Source organism: Kitasatospora sp. NPDC088861 (assembly GCF_044750105.1).
Lineage (GTDB): Bacteria > Actinomycetota > Actinomycetes > Streptomycetales > Streptomycetaceae > Kitasatospora.
On record NZ_JBIVJF010000006.1, the window covers coordinates 209,553 to 228,024 of the forward strand.

The window sequence follows — 18,472 nt, forward strand, 5'->3', positions numbered from 1 at the left end:
TCCGCAATGCACAAGCATCGAGTGCGCTAAATGTGAAAATTTGATGATTTTTCCGGATTGTCCAAATCGGCAGCCGCCTGCTTCGATTTCCTGGTCAAGAATCCCCCAAGAAACCGTGTGTGACGAGCCGCCACCCGATCTGCCGATTTCAGGGTGAACCATTGCTCCCGAGCAATCATTCACCTCAGGCAATAGCCATACAGCCATGCCGGGAGCGACCAGTTAGCGCAGCCCCAGGGCAGTAGCGGTACCACCGGTGTCGGACAGTCCGCGCCATAGCCTTCGCGCCACCCGAGGTACGCCTGCAGTACGGGCGGTTCGTCACGGTACTCGGTGAGGGACAGGGCACCGCCCCAGCGGCTGAACCCGCCATCGGCGACCTCGAGATAGATCCGTCTGAGCAAAGGCGGCATGGGGTGCCCCACAACTGCTTCGAGCCCGGACACAGCCTCCGGAAGCGCAGGCGAAGGACGCCCTCCGGCATTCTGCTCGATGAGCCGCTTGATGATCTCGTCCTCCGTCACAGGGCCTTCGTATCAGACACCACCGACACTGCGTGCCCTGGCCCGAGCCCGCGGACGGATCGCTGACGGTACGGCGCAGGGCCCTCGAAGCTCGGTGGGCGTCACCGTGACCGTGGCCGCGTTCGAGACCGGCGGCGGCCGCGTCAGCCGCATCTGGGCGTCCGCAACCCGGAGACTCCGCGCGTGGACCGGGAACGAACAGACCTGACCGCACGCCACGGCGGAACGCATCAGCCGACACATCGTCAAATCGCCTTCCCCATGCGAACTTTCGGGCGGCCGAAACCATTCTTCGTCACCACCCGAGTCCGCGACGAGGCCTCCTCCGGGAGCACCGTCGTGGGTTATGGTCGGTCCCATGCTGACGGAGTGGGCCTGGATAGCAGCGAAGCTGGTGACGACTCCCGAGACGAAGATCAAGGTCGTCGACTACGGATACCAGCCGTTCGGAACGTACGCCGAGGCACGTCGCAACCTCCTGGAGCACCTTGAGGACGAGAAGTCCTGCCAGGACTTCAAGGACGCCGCGCGCCTCCTGCGGGCGAACCGGAAAGCGACCAGCGTGGTGTACAGCCCGCTCATCTGGCTGATCCACGATCTCCCCCAGGGAGATGACAGCAAGAGAGCGAGCTACCAACTCATCAAGCGGCTCGAGCCGAGCCTGACCGAGCAACTCCTGCCCGGCCTGGCGACCTCACAGGTCAGCCGGCACGCCCGCCTGGGCGTCGCCCTGCGGGTGCTCAGCGTCGAAGAGGTTTGCGTTCTGATGCGCTGCAAGCCGCAGAAGGCGAGGGCCCATACGGAGATCTGGCTGTCCGGTCGACTCAAGATGCGCACCCAGCACGTTGCCCGCGGCGCGATGTGCCGCAGCCACCGGGACCCCGCCTGCACCGCCTGCCGCGGTGGCACCCAGTGGGAGTGGGCGAAGCCGTTCCTGGCGAGCGACCTCGTACAGCACCTGCTGTCGTACCGCATGAGGTGCTACCTCCCGTACGACGGGACGCCCGTGCCGCCCGGGACGTACGAAGCCGGACTATGAGCGACGCCGTTCGGACGGCCGGGGAGGTCCACGTCTCCCTCCCGCACGCACCGGCGAGGGATGCCGATCCGGTGCCCGCCCCGTGCGAACGACGGGGCGGGCACCGGAGGTCGCGTCAGCTGTTGGTCGTCAGCAGACGGTTGGCCAGGGCGTCGGCGAGGCGGTAGGCCTCGTCGGCCGAAAGGGTGCGGCAGATGGCGTCGGCGAGTTCCTCGACGTCATGCCAGTCGACATCGCCGAGCTCCGCGGACGGCGTGGCCGACGGCTGCTCGGCCGGGGAGGCCTCGGCTCGCTGTTCCGGCATCGGAAGAGGCTCGGAATTTTCCGCGGAAAATCGCTCGGCGCTCGGAGCGGACTCCGCACTCGGAGCGGGCTCGGTGCTCGGAGCGGACTCGGTGCTCTCCCCCGTGCCGGCACTGGCGGGCTTCGACCGGGTAGCCGAAGCCGACGGTTCCACCGGCGACGGATCCACCGGCGACGGTTCCACCGGCGACGGCGTGACGGTGGCCGTGGACGCAGCCGTGGACGCAGCCGTGGTCGCGCTCTCCGCAGGCCCACTCGCGGATGCGACGGGTCGCTGCGGCGCGGCCTGAGGAGTCACCCCGTCAGCGGAGGCCTGAACCGCCGCCGCTCGGGCCCCCAGCTTCGCCGCCCGCTTGGCCGCGACGGCGTCGGCGTCGGCCTGGAGCAGCTGCTCCAGCTGCTCCGTCTGCTCGGCCAGGGCCATCGCCTCGATGCCCTTGACCGATCCCAGACGGCGGGCGACGTTGATGGAGATGCCCTCCTCGCCCCGCGCCTTGGCCCGCACCTGCCGCTGTAGCTCGGGGTGGAGCTTCAGCAGGTTCTTGCGGTGCGAGATCCAGCTCTGGGACCAGCCCTCCGACTCGGCGGCCTCCTTGGCGGTGGCGTACTGCGCCACGATGAGCAGGACCGCGTTGGCCTCCTCGATCGGGTCGAAGTCCTTGCGCGCCATGTTCTCGTCGAGCGCCGCGCGCAGCAGGGTCGCCTTGGAGTCCGCCACCGAGTCGTCGACGACGACGAGCAGTTGCTCGCGCCCGTACAGCGCGGCAGCGGCCCGGCGCCGGTTGCCGTTGACGATCACCACGTCCTGAGGGCCCGCACCGAGCAGGCCCTCGTCCTCCGGCCAGAGCCGGAGGTACGCGTCCGGGGTGACGGCGAGGCAGCTCTGCAGCTGGCGGTCCTTGATGCTCGCCAGGTCCGACAGGTCGCCCAGGTCGTCGCGCGGGTTGCGCGGGTTGGGGAGGCAGTTGGCGGTGGGGACCCACCGGGCCGGAGACTCCGGCCCCGTGGGGACCCACGGGGCCGGAGTCTCCTGGTTGCTGACCACCCCGGGGGCGTCGACGACCGGGTCGGCCGCCATCGAGGCGAAGGAAACACGACGGCCGGCCATCAGCGACCCCCGTACCCGAGTTCGAGGGACAGCCGGAAGAAGTCCTCGCGGGCCCGGTAGGCGGTGCCGCTCTCCTTGTACTGGGTGACGACCGTTCCCTCGGCCACCGCCCGGGAGTGGATCTTGTAACGCCTCAGGACCGTCTTGGCCCGCGGCCACCCCTTCGCGGCGATGTACGCCTCGGTGTCCTCCAGGTCGGCGCGGCCGTCCCGGGGGTCCCAGTTGTTGATGACGACCCGGAAGGGGATGTCCATCGGCTCGATGACCTTCTGGATCGTCCGCGCCGTCGGGTCGAAGCACAACGGCTCGGTGATCATCGGGACCAGGACGTCATCCGCTATCTCCAGAGCACTGCGCAGGATCTCCTCGTCGGCCAGGGTGCCCGGCGTGTCGATGAAGATGTGCTCGTACTCGTCCTTCTCGCCGAGGACGTCGAAGGTGCACGCCGCGAGGTTCACCGTGGTCGTGGTCTTGCCGACGCCGCCCTTCTGGTTGGCGATGACGTGGACCTTGGCACCGGTCTTCTTGAGGTGGAGCAGCTGATCGGCCTGGTCGTGCGCCGCCATGAAATCGAAGGGCAGGTTGTCCCCCACCCGCTCCGCCCAGACGACGGCCGATCCCTGAGGGTCAGTGGACACGACAAGTACAGATGGCTTCATGATGTTCCGTTCTCTCCGTGGGCTTCCCGGGCCGCTTGCCCGGTACTGCGGATGCCCGCCGATCAAAGCCGGTGACGGCGGACTGGAACAGCATTCCAGATGATCAGGCCTGATGCCGACACGACCCGCGTGTCATGAAGCACAATGTCCGTTTCGCTGAGCCCCTGATTTCCGAGAACCTCCCGGATATCCCCGGCGACCCGGCCCCGAATCCCGCCATCGCAAGAGAGCGTGACGCACGGACAGCGGCATCGGGACTGCGCCGCTGCCGGGGACGCATTCGCCTTCACCGGCCGCCCCGAACAGCCGTGCGCCCACGCGCAGCCCTGGCGCATTGGAACACCGCGCCGCCGTTTCCTGACAGTTCAACAGATCACCGCAGTTCACTATCCGGCACCGCGGGCCCTGGTCAAGAAACGGCAAAGGGCATCACCGCTCCGCCGCGGGCCGGAGAGAAGCTCCTCCCCCGCAAGCACGGGGTCAGTCGGAAGAGAGCGGTCAGTGGTCACAGCGGTCAGCATCCGACGCCTACCGACGGGCGTTCGAGACGGGCCGGGCATCGATCGTCATGGCCGTGTACGCGGCGTCGACCTCACCGGTGGGGGTGGTGGGGCCGACGCGTGCCGTGGGGGCGCCCTGGGCGCCCGCCCCGTCCCGGTACGGGGCCAGGAACGCGGTCAGGGCGGTCAGCATCGCCTGCGGGGCCTCCTCGGCCGGGTAGTGGCCGCAGTCGGGGAGGACGAGGCCCTGCACGTCGTCGGCGGCGAGCTCCATCGTCTCGCTGACGGAGGCGCCCAGGTTCTCCGCTCCTCCGATCGCCAGGACGGGCAGGGTCAGCCGTCGAGTCCTGCGCTCCTGGTTCTGGGCGATGGTCGTGTCGAGTGCGCGGTAGAACTCGAAGCCGGCTCGCAGGGCTTCCGGCTCGGCGGCGAGGGTGTCGACGTAGTGCTGGACGGCGTAGTCGGGCAGTGCCTTCGCGGACTTCGTGGCGAACTGGTGGCCGAAGTAGAGGTGTTCGCGTCCGCTGACCAACTGTTCGTTGACGTCGGTGAGGCGGTTGAAGGCGAAGTGCCAGAGGCGGTCGTTGGCCTCCCGGCTGCCGAGGAGAGGCAGCGAGGGCGACAACCCCGGGATCGCGGCCTCGGCGACGGCCAGGCGGTCGAGCCGGTCAGGATGGTCCGCAGCCAGGGCGTAACCGGTCCACATCCCGACGTCGTGGCCGACCAGGGCGAACCGCCGGTGCCCGAGCGCGTCCATCAGCGCCACCAGGTCGCGGGCGAGCGTGCCGGTGTCGTACCCGCCCGGGGGTTTGTCGGACAGTCCGACGCCGCGCGGGTCGACCGCGACGACCCGGAAGTCCTGTGCCAGCGCCGGCATCAGGAGGCGCCAGGCGTACCACGTCTGGGGCCAGCCGGCGACCAGCAGCAGCGCAGGCCCTTCGCCGCCGGTGACGGCGTGCAGGCGCAGTTCGCCGGTGTCGACGTAGCGGCTGGTGAAGGTGTCGGCGAAGCCGGCCGGGAGGTTCGGCACCTGGGAGACGAAACCGCGGCCTTCGGGCGTGGGCGGGCGGGTCGGCGACAGACTCATGATCATCCTTCGGAGGCACGGGGTTGACGGGTTCGCCGAGACGGCGGGAACCGCCCGGTCCGGCCGGCGGCTGGCCCCGGCAAGTCTTCGGATCCGGGAACCGCCTGCCTGCACGCTAGCCATCTTGGACTGATCAGTCAAAGATGACTGACCGATCGGTCCAAGATGCGGGTAGGCTCGTCGCGACGACGTGGGACAGCGGAGAAGCAGGAGAGGTGCACACCGTGTCCGGCCGGAAGCAGTTCGACATCAACGCGGCACTGGACCAGGCCATGCAGGTGTTCTGGCAGCGCGGGTACGCCGACGCCTCACTCGATGCCCTCGGTTCGGCCACCGGCCTGGGCCGCGGCTCCCTCTACGGCGCCTTCGGCAACAAGGACGCCCTGTTCGGCCAGTGCCTCGACCGCTACGCGTCGATCTACGGCACGCAGTACGAGCAGGCGCTCGCGGCGCACCCCGGTGATCCGGTGCGCGCGGTCGAGGCGTTCTTCGGCGTCGTCCTGGGCCGCATCGCCGACCCGTCGGTCCCCTCCGGGTGCCTCATCGCCCAGTCCGCCGCGCAGTCGCCGACGCTCAAGGAGGAGAACGGCGCACAGGTGCGCGGCCTGCTCGACGTACAGCGTCAACGGGTACGCACGGCCCTGGCGGACTCCTCGGCCGACATCCGGACGCTCGACGAGCTCGCCGTATTCGTCGTCGCCGTCAACCAGTCGCTGGCCGTACTGAGCCGGGCCGGCACCTCCGACGCCGAGCTGCGCTCCGTGGCCCGGCTCGCCTGCACAACGGTGGCCGACACCCTCGCCCGGGCAGTGCCCGAGGACCTCACCCGCGACTGACGAGCGCGCAGGACGAATGCAACAGCCACCCCGCCATCGACTTCCCGACGCTACGACGGCCCGGGCACGGACCGGACCGCAGGCAAGCACGACGTCGAACTGACCGAGCTCTACCGGGCATTGGAGAAGCACCATGCACCCCTGCGCAACGCCTGAGGCCCGGACGAGGCAGGCGGCGTGGGCGGCCCCGGTGCTGGTCAACGTCGCGCTGGGGTTCGCCGCCATGGTCCCGCTGATGTTCACGCTGGTGTTCTTCCTCAACTACCCGCTGGTCTGGCTCGGGCTCGGGCAGCGCGAACCCACCGAGAACGACGGCCCGATGGTGTGGGTGGTGGCCGGCGTCGTCGTCTGGACGGTCTTCGGCCTGCTGTGGTGGCTGGTCAACCTCGGGCTCCGCAGGCTGACCGGCCTACGGGGCCGCCGTTACTGGTGGGTGAGTGCCGGACTGCTCCTGGTGCCCACGCTCGTCTTCTCCCCGTTGCCGGCCGGCCCCTGGACCGTGCTGCGCTGGCTGGCCTGACCGATCCGTCCCCGGCCCCTCCCCCAACCGCACCGGTACCCGTGCCCGTACCCGGGCCCGTGCCGCAGCCGACGGCCCGTAACACCCGGACGTCCGCTGGCAGCCGATAGCGGACACCGTCGATGACAGCGGCGCGATCTGAACCAAGCCGGTGCCCTGCACCACCCCCCGCCCCCGTCCGCGTCGGCCGGATCGAGAGCGTCCGGATCCAGGCCGCGCGGCGCTTCCACTATGACATCGCCGCATGCTCTACCGGCTGCTGTACGCCGCGGGCGCCGCGACCGCCTCCAGCTCGCCGAACAGGTCGACGCGGCCCCGTCGTTGGTCAGCTACCACCTGCGCAAGCTGGCCGAGCACGGCTTCGTGTCCGAGGCGAGCGGCCGCAGTGCGGACGGCCGCGAGCCGTGGTGGCAGATGGCTTCCGAGGAGGGCTGGGGCTTTGGGGACTCGGACTTCGCGGGCACGCCCGAGGGGGCCGCCGCAGTCGGCGCGGTCACCCGCGGCATCGTCGAGACCCGGACCTCCCCGTACCGCGCGTACCTGGACCAGGGCGCCGCCTGGGGCAAGGTGTGGACGGACTCCACGTTCAGCTCCGAGTGGGATGATCGACCCGACCCCGGCCGAACTCGCCGAGCTGAACGGCGAACTCGAGGCGCTGGGACGACGCTGGCGGAAGCGCGGCAAGGCCGCCAAGGGAGCCGGCGACACCGAGGGCCGCGAGCACGTGTCCGTGCACCTCTACGGCTTCCCCTTCCGCCCCTGACGCCACCGTCATATCGCACCCGATGCCCAGACACCCGCAACTGGCCGTCACGGCGGGCCTCGTGCGAGATGTGATGACACACCGCATCGGGGCTCTTCAACCAGATCATGGGCAACACCGAAGACCAGCCTGCCCAGTTCAGGTGTTGCGTCCCCGATGCCCGAACAGGACTCCCGCAAAGGGCTTGCCACTCAACCGAGTTCCGCTCTTTCGGTGAGATCTATCATTCAACTACCTTGGCACAAAAGCGAATTGGCGACTTAGCCGGCTCGACGTGGTCGCGGCCACCGTGGTGCAGCATCGCCTGGGCGACGGCATGGAGCCAGGGTGGCCAGGCTCGGCCAGCCGGCGGAGTAGGCCGAGCCGTCATGGGCAGCCCTCCCGAGGTGGTTGTGCCACAGGCCGGGCCCGGCGTCGATGAAGTGCTCGTCGCCGTAACGGCCGGCGAACGGGGCCCACCGCGCTCCCCACCACGGGGCGTCCCGCTGGTCCGGATCATCGGCGTCCCAGATCCTCATCCGCATGGTGCGGATCTCGACGATCCTTTCCATGGAGTACAGGGGGCCGCGCGGAAGGACAGCGAGGTAGGCGTCGTCTCCGCCATGGCACAGCAGCGACTCGCACAGATCAGCGGGGATCTCGAACCCGAGCCGCTCCTCGGTGCGCCCGACGGCTTCGGGCGATGCGGGCGGGTGACGCTCGGCCAGGCTGGCCGATGCGTTCTTCGCCGGCCAGACGTCAATGAGGTTCCAGGGCTCGGTCACCGAATCCCAGAGTCTCATGCCACCACGGCGGGCGGGAGTCATCCCCGCGCACCGGGCTCCCCTCCCCGCGAGGCGCCCAGCTCTGGTGGACGACGCTCCGCTACGCCCTCAGGCCACGTCCCGCCCTCTCCCCCACATCCGGAACTTCGGGTCGATCACCCGACACGTCGCGAAGGCTCGACCGTCGACGTGGCTCACCTCGGCCACCGAATCCGAACCGCCTCCTCTCTTGTTTATACGAACTAAATACCGAAGGACCCGGCCGCCGCGGGAAAGCTACGGTCGGCGTGCCCAGCACCACGTCATCCGAAAACAGCGCCGTACCGAGATTTGTTTATTACCGGTCTTCTGGTGTCTTTTGTGTTCAGGCCCTTGAACGTGAAGTGGCCTGCGACGTGCAAATCGCCTCTGACCGCTGAGGAGTCGGCTCCCGAGGCCTCGAAGAAGCCACTCGCGCTCACACCCGCGCCGGACGGGTGCCGAACATCGCACCCGCTTCTCCTTCCGCCGGAAGCTCGTCCCCGGCTCCGCCATCTCCTGGCCGGCCAGCTCGACCTCAGGCGTACCGCAGCTCGCTGCGGCCGCTTGGCAAGTTGGACCTTCACCCGCCCCCCTTCCCCTCCGGTCCCCTGACTTACCGTCGGCCCGGGTTCGTGGCAGCACCGAGGTACCGACCGTCGGCGCCACCGCCAGACTGACCGCGGCTGCGGCCGCCGTCGGAAAGCCCGTCACGAGACATCGCTTCAGCGACTACGCCGATGACGATGACGATGACGATGACGGGCGCTACTTCGTCCAGGAGCTGACCTTCGCCGATGCGGATGCGATCCTCGCCATGCCGAGGGCGCTGTGCCCACGGCCAGCTGACGGGGCTGCCTGCCGATGCAGATACGGAGTCTGGAGTACCGGCTCGTGCCTCTGCCACGACCGGGCGAGCCGGCACTGATGCGGGAAGGCGGTACAGAACCTGTGGCTGCACGGCCCGGATTGGGACGACGTCGAGACGAACCTGACCGGACGAGGCGGCGCCCGGGAATCGAACCGACCCACGACCTGGGCCGCAGTCGGATCGAGGACGCCGAGCCGATTTGACCGCGCGCTCGACCTCGTTCCGACGCTGTACATCTTCATGTCGAAGCCCGCAGGCCAGCCTCCTCGGCTGACTCGTCGCCGACGGTTGGCCCGCTGATCCTTCTTCTCCGGGATGGTGTGCTTGAATCTGGCGCCTTCGCAGGTAGCGACAGTTGCGGCGGGAGCCGTACGCCCTTGGCGCCACCAAGGCAGTCGGGGGTGTGCGCGGATGACCATGCCGGAGCCCTTGACCCCGATGCGTTGGAGGACCGACATCAGCTGTGGCATGCCGCCCCACTGGCCGGGTCCTCTCCGAGGTATGAGCCGTACGGTCGAGATCGGGAGGTGGCGGTCCTGCCCCGGTGAGCACTTTCGGGGGGCCATCGGTCCGGTCGGATACGAGCTGCTGGTTCGATCGTGAAGGCAGAGGCGCCGTAAAGCAGGTCAAGCGGCGGACGTAGTGATGGCGAACTCGACGCCGCTGTGGATGTCCAGAGCATCGCTTTGGCCGATGGCGCATCGGATTTTCCGCGGAAAATTCAGAGTCCCTCGACGAAGCCCACGGATCGGCCATCCCCTGCATCGTCCGTTGCTGGCATCGTCCATTGCCGTTGCCGTTGCCGTGGGCACGATGGATGTCCGTCGAGAACTCTGACCGGCCTCCGCGAAGAAGCTCGGAGAGAGCCAACCCGGACGGCATGGGTCAGTGGTACGGAAGCCCCTTTGAATGAGCCGGAACCCGAGTCCGAGCCGTGGCTGTGCAGCGCGTGAGCGTGCGCTTGCCAGTCGGCTGGTCCGGATGCTGATGCTGCTCCCCCATCGAAGCCCTCGCATTTTCTGCGGAAAATTCCTCGACTGAGCGGTAGACAGATCGGGCTCCGCGATCGCTGTGTCCCGGTTCCCAGCAATCGGCCCACCCTCGCGACACAGGAATTGCCGACGGCTTCGACTCCCCTGCGGCCTCCTACGGGGGAGCGCCTATCACGACAAGTGGGGGTCCTCTCCCCCACTGAGGCACGCTGTGAAAGTGATCAAGCCGATCGCCTGATACGTCACAACCCCTGGATGGCTTCGCCCAAGTCGGAACCGTAGGCGGCCCAACAGATGACCGAGCCGTCGAAGTCGAGCTCGCCCATGTACCAGTCGTCGTCCGCTCGTACGAGACACAGGCCGTGGAAGGCCAGGATGACGTCGGGCCGGAGTGAGACGTAGTCCGCGCGGCCGTGCTCCTCCACCACGACCAGTCGTTCGAGGGTGAGCAGGGCGGCTTCAGGATCCCCTGATGCGGAACACACTCGCTCGATCGTCCAGCCGTCCGGCAGTCCATCGTTCACCGCCACATGATCGCAGCGGGTGGCGTTTCGCAGCTACTCGTATGAGGCGGCGATCACCACGGTTGCCTCGTAGCGGACAGCCGACTCGTGGTACCCCGTCGCCACCGCACGCGGTGTTGCTTGAGCGCGGTAATCATCCTCGTCGGACCTGGGCGACGTCCGTCGCCGGCGCCGAGCTTCGTTCGGCTACAGATCCGGTAGGTCTCCTCCAGGATGGTGCGACGGATGCCGCGCCTACACAGGTAGGCGCGGTTCGCCCGGGAGCCACAGAGCCTGTCGACGCGGGCCGTGACAGGACGCGTACGCGGTCATCCGTCACCGAGGCGAAGACCAACAGCGGCTTTGCCCCTGCCCGACCGCCGACGAATTTTCTGCGGAAAATCGCCGGGCCGCGCCCCCTGGCCCCGGACGCAGTCGTGCTGTCCGGAGCTCACCGCGCGACGACTACCCATCTGCTTATGCCGGTCGCAGGAGCGCCCACCGCACCGGTTCTGGTAGGCGACGCCGATGGACACTGCCACGATGACGAACATTCATCGTGGGCCACACCCATCCAGTCCGAGGTAGACGCGCCGTTTCCTCCATGCTGGATCAGCCACCTCAACGGCTCCCCCACATAAAACTGAGCTCCCGTCACAACCGCAGGCCAATGATGCGGCTCCGCTGGCCCGCCCCCCAGGTCCGGCCGGGCAAGCCCACAGGGTCGTTCGTCAGCCGGCCGAGTGCCACTCCCTTCGGACTGCGGTGGACCACGCTGAGAAATTTTCCGCAGAAAATTCGGCGGACCTCGGGAGGGGTACTGGGGCGGCCCGGGGGACTGCTGGGCTCGCCCACAGGGTCGTTCGCCAGCCGGCCGAGTGCCGCTCTCTTCGGATCTCGGTGGACCAGGAAGCCAGGCTGCTGAACCGAGGCGCGAAATTTTCCGCAGAAAATTCGGGGGCCTCAAGGGAACACCGGGACGGCTCGGGGGATTGATCGGCTCCCCTAGATGACGTCACATGCCGTCCGGACCCACTCCAACGGCGTGCGTTCGCCATGCTGTGCCAGCGGCAGATCGCGCGAATCCATGAGCCCGATGCCAGCCAGCGCACACAGCTGCACTGCCGACCATCCCCCGGCGCGGCAAGAAGTGGCAGAAGCTGCTGCCCCATAGCTGTCCTGCGCGTGGAGAATTTTCTGCGGAAAATCGCTCAGCCGCGGTCCCTTGGCCGGGACACCATTGTGCCCGTGCCGAACACAGGAGCGCCCACCGCACTGGTTCTGGTAGGCGACGACGGCGGGCGCTGCCAGGATGACGACCATCCATCCTCAACCACGCCCGTCCAGGTCGGGACAGAATCCCGCTTCCTCCCCCCCGCCAAACCGACAGCTTCGACAGCTCCCCCACCCACCGCTGAGCCCCACCACAACCGCAAGCCGATGCTGGAGCCCTCAGCCGGAATGGACCGACGCGTTCTGCCCGAGCTCGCCCGCAGGATCGTTCGCCAGTCGGCTGAGTGACGATCCCTTCAGACCGCCATGGACCAGACAGCCGGAGTGCTGAACCACGCCGCGAAATTTTCCGCAGAAAATTCGATGGCCCTCAGAAAGCACACCGGGACGGCCCGCCGGTTGCTCAGCTGACATACCGCCTGCGCCGGTAGCAAGCGACGGCACAGCGCGGCCCGAACCGGGGGAGGATCGCGGGGGAGTCGCGGAGAACCCGGCTCACCGCGAGCCCCCGCCTCGCCCGCGACGTCGAGAACGACCGCCCCAGGCCGTGTCAGTCGACCTGATCCACTGCGGCCCAAGCACGACCGAAGGTCCGCCAGCGGGCCGCCGCTTCCGCAGCGCCCAGTCCGAAGGCGCAGAATTTTCTGCGGAAAATTCAGAGGGATAGCTGAGCCAGCGGGGGAGCGGCAGCCCGATCCAGATGACGCGTCGGCCCCACTCGCTCACTGCCTCCTGAATTTTCCGCAGAAAATTCAGGAGGCAGCAAATGGTCGATCAAAGTCGGCAGCTTCGGTTCGGTGGGCCGTCAGGTTCGACGAACCCTGTCGACGCGGCGTCGTATCCACTGCCACGATGTCCCGATGTCCTCCTCTCTTCTCGCGGAACCGTGGCTGCGAGGCGTCGCGGCCAACCGGGCTGCGCCGTCCGAGGTTCTGCTGCGTCTACTGGCCCCGCAGGGGCGCGTTGCCTGGACGGCCCTCTGCCAGGAACGCGCTCTTCCCCCCGAGGTCGTCGAGGCGGTGCTCGCACACCCTGAGCAGACGGTCCGCCGCGCCTTCGCCCGCAACCGGCACGCCGTTCCCGAACAGCGCGGCCGACTGGTCGACGACCCCGATGCCTTCGTCCGCGCAAGCCTTGCCGCAGGTCCGCGCCCACGTCTGAACAGGGCCGAGCCGCTGCCCGACGACGTCCTGGAAATCCTGCTGACCACCCGCGACGAACACCGCCGGGAGCAGTTGCTCAGCGCGGACGAGATCCGGCAGGAGCTGGCGTTCTCCGGGCAGATCCGTGCATCGTTCCGCCGTAGGATGCTCGACCACCCGAACCCCGTGCTTCGGGCCCAGGCCGCCAGCCTGTGGCTGTGGCTGACTCCCGGCCAGCGCGACGCGCTCCTGGCCGACCCGGATCCCACCGTCTCGGAGACCGCCCGTGACCGCCGCCGGATCCTGGACCCGGCGGCGATGGAAGCGGAGCTGCCGGAACGCGCCTGTCACTCCCGGAATCTTCTGCTCATCAGCTACGCCGTCTCCCACGCCGTGGCCGAGCAGTGCCTCGCCGAACGGCGCGACCTGTGGTCGCTTGCCCGCAACCCCCATACGCCCGGCGACATCGTCGCCCGCCTCGCCCACGACCCCGATCCGGACGTGCGCAAGCAGGTGGCCGCCAGAGCCGACCTGGACCCGCCGCTCCTGACGGAACTGGCCCAGGACCCGGACAGCGCCGTACGGGCCCGGGCCCTGCTGCACCCGTTGCCGCGGACCTGGCCGCAGCGCGCCGCCATCGACCGGGTCTTCGGGCACGCCGTCGAGGACATCGGCGCTGTCGGCGAGATGTTCGTCGAGCCGGGGACGAGCTGGTACGAGGCGTGCGCCGCGTCTGCGGATCCTCGGCTGCGCCGAGTCGCCGCGACCTGCCCCCTGCTGTCGGCGGAGCTGGTGCACCGTCTGGCCGAGGACCCCGACGCGGACGTGCGCCACCTGCTGTCCTTCAACCACCCGCTGGCACCGCCCGCACTCGTTCTCGACGCCTTCATCGCCGCACCGCGCCAGCGGCCCTATCTGCTCACGCTGCCCCGCCTGCCCCGCACCGGCCTGGACCACCTGCTCGACCACGACGACCCGGACGTCCGCGCCCTGGCCGCCTCCGACGCCGGCCTGGACCAGCTGCCCGTCCATCTGCTCGCCGACCCCGAACCCCGCGTCCGTCAAGCCGCGGCAGCCAATCCGCGCCTTCCTCTCGACCTGCTCTCGGCTCTGCTGAACGATCCGGAGCACGCGGAAGGAGCCGCAGCCAACCCGAACCTGGCAGCTGACCGCCTCCACGAGTTGCTCGACCTCTGCGGACTGCCCGGAGCCGCAACCCGGTGAGGCCCCGACGGCCGCGAGGTTTCAGCGGCCGCTCCCGATGCCCAGGAGACGGAGCAACAGCATCGCGGCAGCGTCCGAACTACGTGCCGTCGCCTTGACGAACGTGTGGTCGTCGAACGAACTGGCGTGCCCGTGGCCAAGTCCGTAGCCGGAGGCGACGGCCCGGGAGCGCCCGGTTAGGCTGAAGCGGCACGTCAACGGCCGTGGGAGGCCGGGGACGGTCCTGAACGAGGGGGAGCATGAGCGAGCTCGACGACCTGCGGATGCGCCTGGCGGCACTGGAGACGGAGGTCGACCGGCTTCGGAAGGAGTCCGCCGCGTCGCGCACGGGGGCGGCGATGGCCGGCCGGGGCGGTGCGAAGGCAGCGAGAGCCGCGAAGGCGCGTACGTCGCCGCGCGGCCGCGCCCAGGGGGAGGACGAGACCGGCACGGGGGAGAGGCCGGGGGAGAGGGAGGCCGAGCCCGGTCAGGCGATGACCTGCCTCGCCGAGGCACTCGGTGTCCTGGGCGCCGGACGGGTCCGCCAGGTCGAAGTCCCGCAGACCCAAGTCCTCCGGGCCCGAGTCCTCCAGAGCGAAACCCTACGGATCCAAACGCTGCAAGCCGAAAAGCCCCGGGCCGAAGACCCGCAGACCGAGGTTCCGCAGGCCCTCACCCCAGCCCTGGAACACCCGGACCGCACGCCCCCGCAGCACGGCCGGTTCCTGGACAGCCTCCTGGCGGGGCAGTCGGCCCTCTTCGAGGAGAAGCGCCGCCCGGACGCCGAGCCGTAACCGCCGGACGAAAAGCAGCCGTCTGAGCAGAACGGCGTGGGTGCGAGTGCACCCACGCCGATACGGTCACGCCTTCGGAAGCGTTATCCCCAGTTCGAGCATCGCCGGCGAGGCCGGGCCGCCCTCGGAGCGCTCGGTCTTGTACCCCTTGACGCCGGGGGCGACGGTGCGCGGGTCGACGGCCTCGGAGGGGGCGCCGGTGGAGTAGAGGCCCTCGGGGTCCTGGTCGCGGTCGTGCGGCAGGAGCCAGAAGACGCGGCGGCGGAAGGTGCCGGAGGCCCGGGAGGACCTGGCGTCGGGACCGAGGATGGCATAGCCGACCATGCGGCCGTCGCGGTGGTAGGCGGGGCGGCCGCGGCGGGTGGTGAGGCGGTCCAGGGACTGGCGCACGTAGTCGAGGTCGGTGGTGTCCTCAAGCCAGACGAGATCGGTTTCGTGGGCGAGCTCGGCCGGGTCGATCAGCGCGCTCACGCGTTCTGCTCCTCTGTGTCGTCGGTGATCAGGCCGATGCCCGGGTAGTACTTGCGACTGTTGGACAGGACCATCTCCTTGGGGGAGGTCATACCCAGTGTCTCGCGAACTCGTGCAGCGAACGCACGACCGGATACGGGATTGGCGCCTTCGAATCCGCACCAGCGGGTGTACGCGCCGAAGAGCTGGGACTGTTCGGCGCGCATGCCCTCGCCTGTGATGCAGGCCTCCTTGAGGAAGCGGCCCACGTGATCCTCGGTCTCGGCGTAGGCGGTGGTGGCGACCTGGACGCGCTGGGGGCCGGCGAGGTCCTTCTCGCCGGCGAAGTAGCGGCGGGCGCCGTCGATGAGCCAGGCGAGGATGCCGGGGCCCTCCTCGGCGACGAGGACGTGGGCCAGGTTGTCGATCTTACGTTCCTCGGGGACGACCCGTTCGAACGGGATCAGGCGCATGCGGCGCCAGAAGGCGAAGCCGCCGGTGCCGACCTCGGGGCGGTGGTTGCCGAGCAGCCAGAGCTTGTGGGTCGGTTCGAAGGAGAAGAAGTCCTGGCGCATCCGGCGGGCCTTGATCTTGTCGCCGCCGGTGAGGAGCTTCACCCGGGCCTCGTCGAAGCGGTCGCCGGGCTTGAGCTCGGAGCAGACGATGATGCGTCGGCCGTGGAGTTCGGCGAGGTCGGTGGGGTGCCCATCGAAGGTCTTGGCCATCAGGAAGCCGGGCGGGGCGGCGTCCGCGTAGTCGCCGAGGAGCTGGATCATGACGTCCAGCAGGACGCTCTTGCCGTTCTTGCCCTGGCCGTAGAGGAACGGCATGACCTGGGCGCCGACATCGCCGCTGATCGAGTAGCCGAGCAGCAGGTGGAGGAAGTCGCGGGTCTGCCGGCCTTCCTTGTCGTCGCCGAAGGTGTCGGTGAGGAAGCGGTCCCAGCGCGGGGTCCGCATCCGGGCGGGGGCCAGGGTGGTGGAGCGGGAGTGGTGGTGGACCTTCGGGTCGGGCGGGACGATGGCGCCGGTGCGCAGGTCGACCACGCCGCCGGGGGTGCACAGGGCGTAGGCGTCGGCGTCCAGGAGAGCGGCGTTGAGGACCATGCCCGGAGCGGACTTCGCCTGGGCGAGCATGGCGTTCATGCCCGAGGTGGAGAGGGCCCGGCGGCGGTGCCGACGCAGATCGGTGTTGGTGTAGACGCCGCGGGAGTCGTGGGTGGCGATGCTCTCGGCCATCTCGCCGGCGGCCCACAGGACGGTGTCGTCCTCGTCGAGCTGCCAGCGGTGCGCCGCCCAGCGATACCAGCCGAGGCCGGGGACGTGGCGGTAGTCGCCTCCGTAGAGGTGGACGAAGAGCTTGGCGTTGCCCCGGTCGGACAGCGAGTCGGGCAGGAGACCGTGCGCGCTCGCCTCCGGCCCCGCCGGGGCCTGCTTGCTCTCCTGAACAGGCTCGGGGGCCGGCGCAGGTTCGGCGGACGGGGTGTCGAGAAGGCTCTCCTGGACGGGGGTGCCGTGCCAGGGGGGCGGGGAGGCTGGGCCGGGGACCGGCGGGTACTCCAGGATCTGCTGGGCCGTGGCCACGGGATCGAAGACCGTCCTCTTGCGGGTGCTGTCGTTCATCCGCGTGCCTTCCCGACGTGCAGGGGCTGTCGGGCGCCGGCGGCGAGGCCGGAGCGGATGACGGCGGAGCTTTGCCTGTCCTGGCTGGGGCGGGCGGTGCGGGCCGCGTCCAGCAGGAGCCGCTCGGCGGCGGTGTGGGTCAGGTGACCGGCGGAGACCAGGCCTCCCATCGTGTAGGCGGCGCGGTTGAGTTTGCCGGTGAAACCGGCCCCCTCGGGGGTGGTGGCGCAGTCGGTGACGTCCTGGAGGACGGTGTCGAGGACTCGCTCGGCCCCGCGCTTGCCGCCGCCTGCCGCGACGACGGCCGCGCGGCCGCGGTCGGGGACGGACGGCTGGGAGGGGCGCGGGGTACTGGGCTGGTCCTTGAGGTGGCCGGTGCGGACGAGTTCGTCGCTGAGCCACTGGGGCAGGGGCGCGGGGGTCCTTGCCCCGGGGAGCGCGGTGTAGGTACCGGCGGTGGTCACGGTGCCGGGGGCGACGATGTATCCGCCGTGGGCGCGCACGTCGACCTGCCAGGCCAGGGCCCGGCCGTTGGAGGAGCCGGTGGAGCAGGCGAACCTGCGGGGGGAGTCCTCCTGGTACCAGATGTGCAGCCCACCGGAGGGGGTGCGCACGCGCAGGGTCTCCGTGTCCGTCGCAGGGTCAGGAGCCTGGCGCAGGGCCGCGAGCAGAGCGAGGGTGTGGTAGCCGTTCTCGAGGCCGTCGAGGTTGACGTTCTCGTGGATCGGAATCCCGGGCAGGATCCGGTCCCGGGCGGGGACGGTGCTGGGGTGGCTGTCGACGTCGATGACGACGAGACCCGCCGGGCCACAGGCGACCCCGGTACCGAAGTCCGGGTTGACGCGCCACCAAGCGGTGAGGACGTCCTGGTCGAGAGTGGCCGCGTGGAAGCCGTGGCACCAGCGACCGGCCGCAGGGCACGGGCAGTCGGCGGGACTGTGAACCGGCTCCTGGCAGGGTTGGCAGTTGGCAGGCGGGGTCTTGCGACCTGGTGCGAGCGGGTGGACGGGCCAACCCTGGACGGCGCACCAGCGCGCGACGGCCAGCGCATCCGGCTGGCGAAACGCTCGGTCGCTCCCCACGGCCTTAGGCGCCGTCACGCTGGTCCCTCTCCCCATGGTTGGTAGCTGCTCGGACTTGAGTCGCTCGTTCAGTCGCTGAGGGCAAATAGCCAGGTCAGGGCACTGGTGGGCGCCGGATCAGCGACTGAAGCGACCGAAGTCCAGAAGATAGCTCACACAGACTATCCGAGCGAGGACGTGGGGACGCGAACTGCCGGAGTCTGCGGCGAAACTCAGCTACCGAAACCCGGGTCAGCGACCGACCCCGTTCAGTCGCTGGTTTCGGTCTCCCGGCATTTTCGCAGGTCAAAGCCGCTTTTAACAGCAAACAGCGACTGAAGCGACTGTAGCCCGGGTCTATAACGCGCACACGCACAGGGGAATGTCTTCATATACCTGACCTTGAGTCGCTTCGGTCGCTGACGGGGTGGGTGAACCTGCCCTGACCTGGGGTTTTTCCCAGCGACTGAACCCCAGCGA

At 69.1% G+C, this 18,472-nt stretch carries 15 protein-coding genes and 1 pseudogene; 6 read left to right on the forward strand and 10 right to left on the reverse strand.

What is annotated here, in order from left to right; translation table 11 throughout:
* Positions 1 to 179 precede the first annotated feature (179 nt).
* On the reverse strand, positions 180 to 524 hold the full coding sequence (locus tag ACIP37_RS14165) for a hypothetical protein (protein WP_363584283.1): 345 nt from the start codon (positions 522 to 524) through the stop codon (positions 180 to 182).
* Between the two features lie 358 nt (positions 525 to 882).
* Between ACIP37_RS14165 and ACIP37_RS14170 the strand changes: the two genes are divergently transcribed.
* Positions 883 to 1,563 carry a hypothetical protein gene (locus ACIP37_RS14170; protein WP_400806735.1) on the forward strand — a complete coding sequence of 227 codons (681 nt, stop codon included), beginning with the start codon at positions 883 to 885 and terminating at the stop codon, positions 1,561 to 1,563.
* Between the two features lie 115 nt (positions 1,564 to 1,678).
* Here ACIP37_RS14170 and ACIP37_RS14175 read toward each other — a convergent pair whose 3' ends face one another.
* The 3 genes from ACIP37_RS14175 to ACIP37_RS14185 form a co-directional block, all read right to left on the reverse strand.
* The gene (locus ACIP37_RS14175) at positions 1,679 to 2,974 is read right to left on the reverse strand and encodes a ParB/RepB/Spo0J family partition protein (protein ID WP_400806732.1); all 1,296 of its coding nucleotides are present in this window, start codon (positions 2,972 to 2,974) and stop codon (positions 1,679 to 1,681) included.
* Positions 2,974 to 3,612 carry a ParA family protein gene (locus ACIP37_RS14180; RefSeq protein WP_331744983.1) on the reverse strand — a complete coding sequence of 213 codons (639 nt, stop codon included), beginning with the start codon at positions 3,610 to 3,612 and terminating at the stop codon, positions 2,974 to 2,976. The genes ACIP37_RS14175 and ACIP37_RS14180 overlap by 1 nt, the downstream gene beginning before the upstream one ends.
* A gap of 549 nt (positions 3,613 to 4,161) precedes the next feature.
* The gene (locus ACIP37_RS14185) at positions 4,162 to 5,220 is read right to left on the reverse strand and encodes an alpha/beta fold hydrolase (RefSeq protein WP_400806728.1); all 1,059 of its coding nucleotides are present in this window, start codon (positions 5,218 to 5,220) and stop codon (positions 4,162 to 4,164) included.
* Between the two features lie 224 nt (positions 5,221 to 5,444).
* On the opposite strand from ACIP37_RS14185, the gene ACIP37_RS14190 reads away from it, so the two are divergent.
* The 3 genes and pseudogenes from ACIP37_RS14190 to ACIP37_RS14200 all read left to right on the forward strand — a co-directional run bounded on the left by ACIP37_RS14190 (position 5,445) and on the right by ACIP37_RS14200 (position 7,339).
* Complete coding sequence (locus ACIP37_RS14190; protein WP_363584277.1) at positions 5,445 to 6,056, forward strand: TetR/AcrR family transcriptional regulator; 612 nt, start codon at positions 5,445 to 5,447, stop codon at positions 6,054 to 6,056.
* Positions 6,057 to 6,189: 133 nt separating this feature from the next.
* Positions 6,190 to 6,576 (forward strand): hypothetical protein, encoded by a 387-nt coding sequence (locus tag ACIP37_RS14195; RefSeq protein WP_400806725.1) that lies wholly within the window; start codon positions 6,190 to 6,192, stop codon positions 6,574 to 6,576.
* Between the two features lie 244 nt (positions 6,577 to 6,820).
* Positions 6,821 to 7,339, forward strand: a pseudogene (locus ACIP37_RS14200) (winged helix-turn-helix domain-containing protein).
* A gap of 260 nt (positions 7,340 to 7,599) precedes the next feature.
* Here the strand turns inward: ACIP37_RS14200 and ACIP37_RS14205 are convergent.
* The 3 genes from ACIP37_RS14205 to ACIP37_RS14215 form a co-directional block, all read right to left on the reverse strand.
* Complete coding sequence (locus ACIP37_RS14205) at positions 7,600 to 8,103, reverse strand: SMI1/KNR4 family protein (RefSeq protein ID WP_400806722.1); 504 nt, start codon at positions 8,101 to 8,103, stop codon at positions 7,600 to 7,602.
* A gap of 2,123 nt (positions 8,104 to 10,226) precedes the next feature.
* Positions 10,227 to 10,469 (reverse strand): hypothetical protein, encoded by a 243-nt coding sequence (locus ACIP37_RS14210; RefSeq protein ID WP_400843858.1) that lies wholly within the window; start codon positions 10,467 to 10,469, stop codon positions 10,227 to 10,229.
* Positions 10,470 to 11,492: 1,023 nt separating this feature from the next.
* Entirely contained in the window at positions 11,493 to 11,810 is a 318-nt protein-coding gene (locus ACIP37_RS14215) for a hypothetical protein (protein WP_400806719.1), read from the reverse strand.
* A gap of 770 nt (positions 11,811 to 12,580) precedes the next feature.
* Between ACIP37_RS14215 and ACIP37_RS14220 the strand changes: the two genes are divergently transcribed.
* Both ACIP37_RS14220 and ACIP37_RS14225 read left to right on the forward strand, forming a co-directional pair.
* Positions 12,581 to 14,086 (forward strand): hypothetical protein, encoded by a 1,506-nt coding sequence (locus tag ACIP37_RS14220; RefSeq protein ID WP_363584267.1) that lies wholly within the window; start codon positions 12,581 to 12,583, stop codon positions 14,084 to 14,086.
* A gap of 239 nt (positions 14,087 to 14,325) precedes the next feature.
* Complete coding sequence (locus ACIP37_RS14225) at positions 14,326 to 14,859, forward strand: hypothetical protein (RefSeq protein WP_363584265.1); 534 nt, start codon at positions 14,326 to 14,328, stop codon at positions 14,857 to 14,859.
* Positions 14,860 to 14,925: 66 nt separating this feature from the next.
* Here the strand turns inward: ACIP37_RS14225 and ACIP37_RS14230 are convergent, their stop codons facing one another.
* The 3 genes from ACIP37_RS14230 to ACIP37_RS14240 are packed head-to-tail and all read right to left on the reverse strand — an operon-like array spanning position 14,926 to position 18,013.
* The gene (locus tag ACIP37_RS14230; RefSeq protein ID WP_063352543.1) at positions 14,926 to 15,330 is read right to left on the reverse strand and encodes a DUF6009 family protein; all 405 of its coding nucleotides are present in this window, start codon (positions 15,328 to 15,330) and stop codon (positions 14,926 to 14,928) included.
* Positions 15,327 to 16,931 carry a phage/plasmid primase, P4 family gene (locus ACIP37_RS14235; protein WP_363584263.1) on the reverse strand — a complete coding sequence of 535 codons (1,605 nt, stop codon included), beginning with the start codon at positions 16,929 to 16,931 and terminating at the stop codon, positions 15,327 to 15,329. Before ACIP37_RS14235 ends, ACIP37_RS14230 begins: the two co-directional genes overlap by 4 nt.
* On the reverse strand, positions 16,928 to 18,013 hold the full coding sequence (locus ACIP37_RS14240; RefSeq protein WP_400843861.1) for a bifunctional DNA primase/polymerase: 1,086 nt from the start codon (positions 18,011 to 18,013) through the stop codon (positions 16,928 to 16,930). The genes ACIP37_RS14235 and ACIP37_RS14240 overlap by 4 nt, the downstream gene beginning before the upstream one ends.
* Between the last annotated feature and the right edge of the window lie 459 nt (positions 18,014 to 18,472).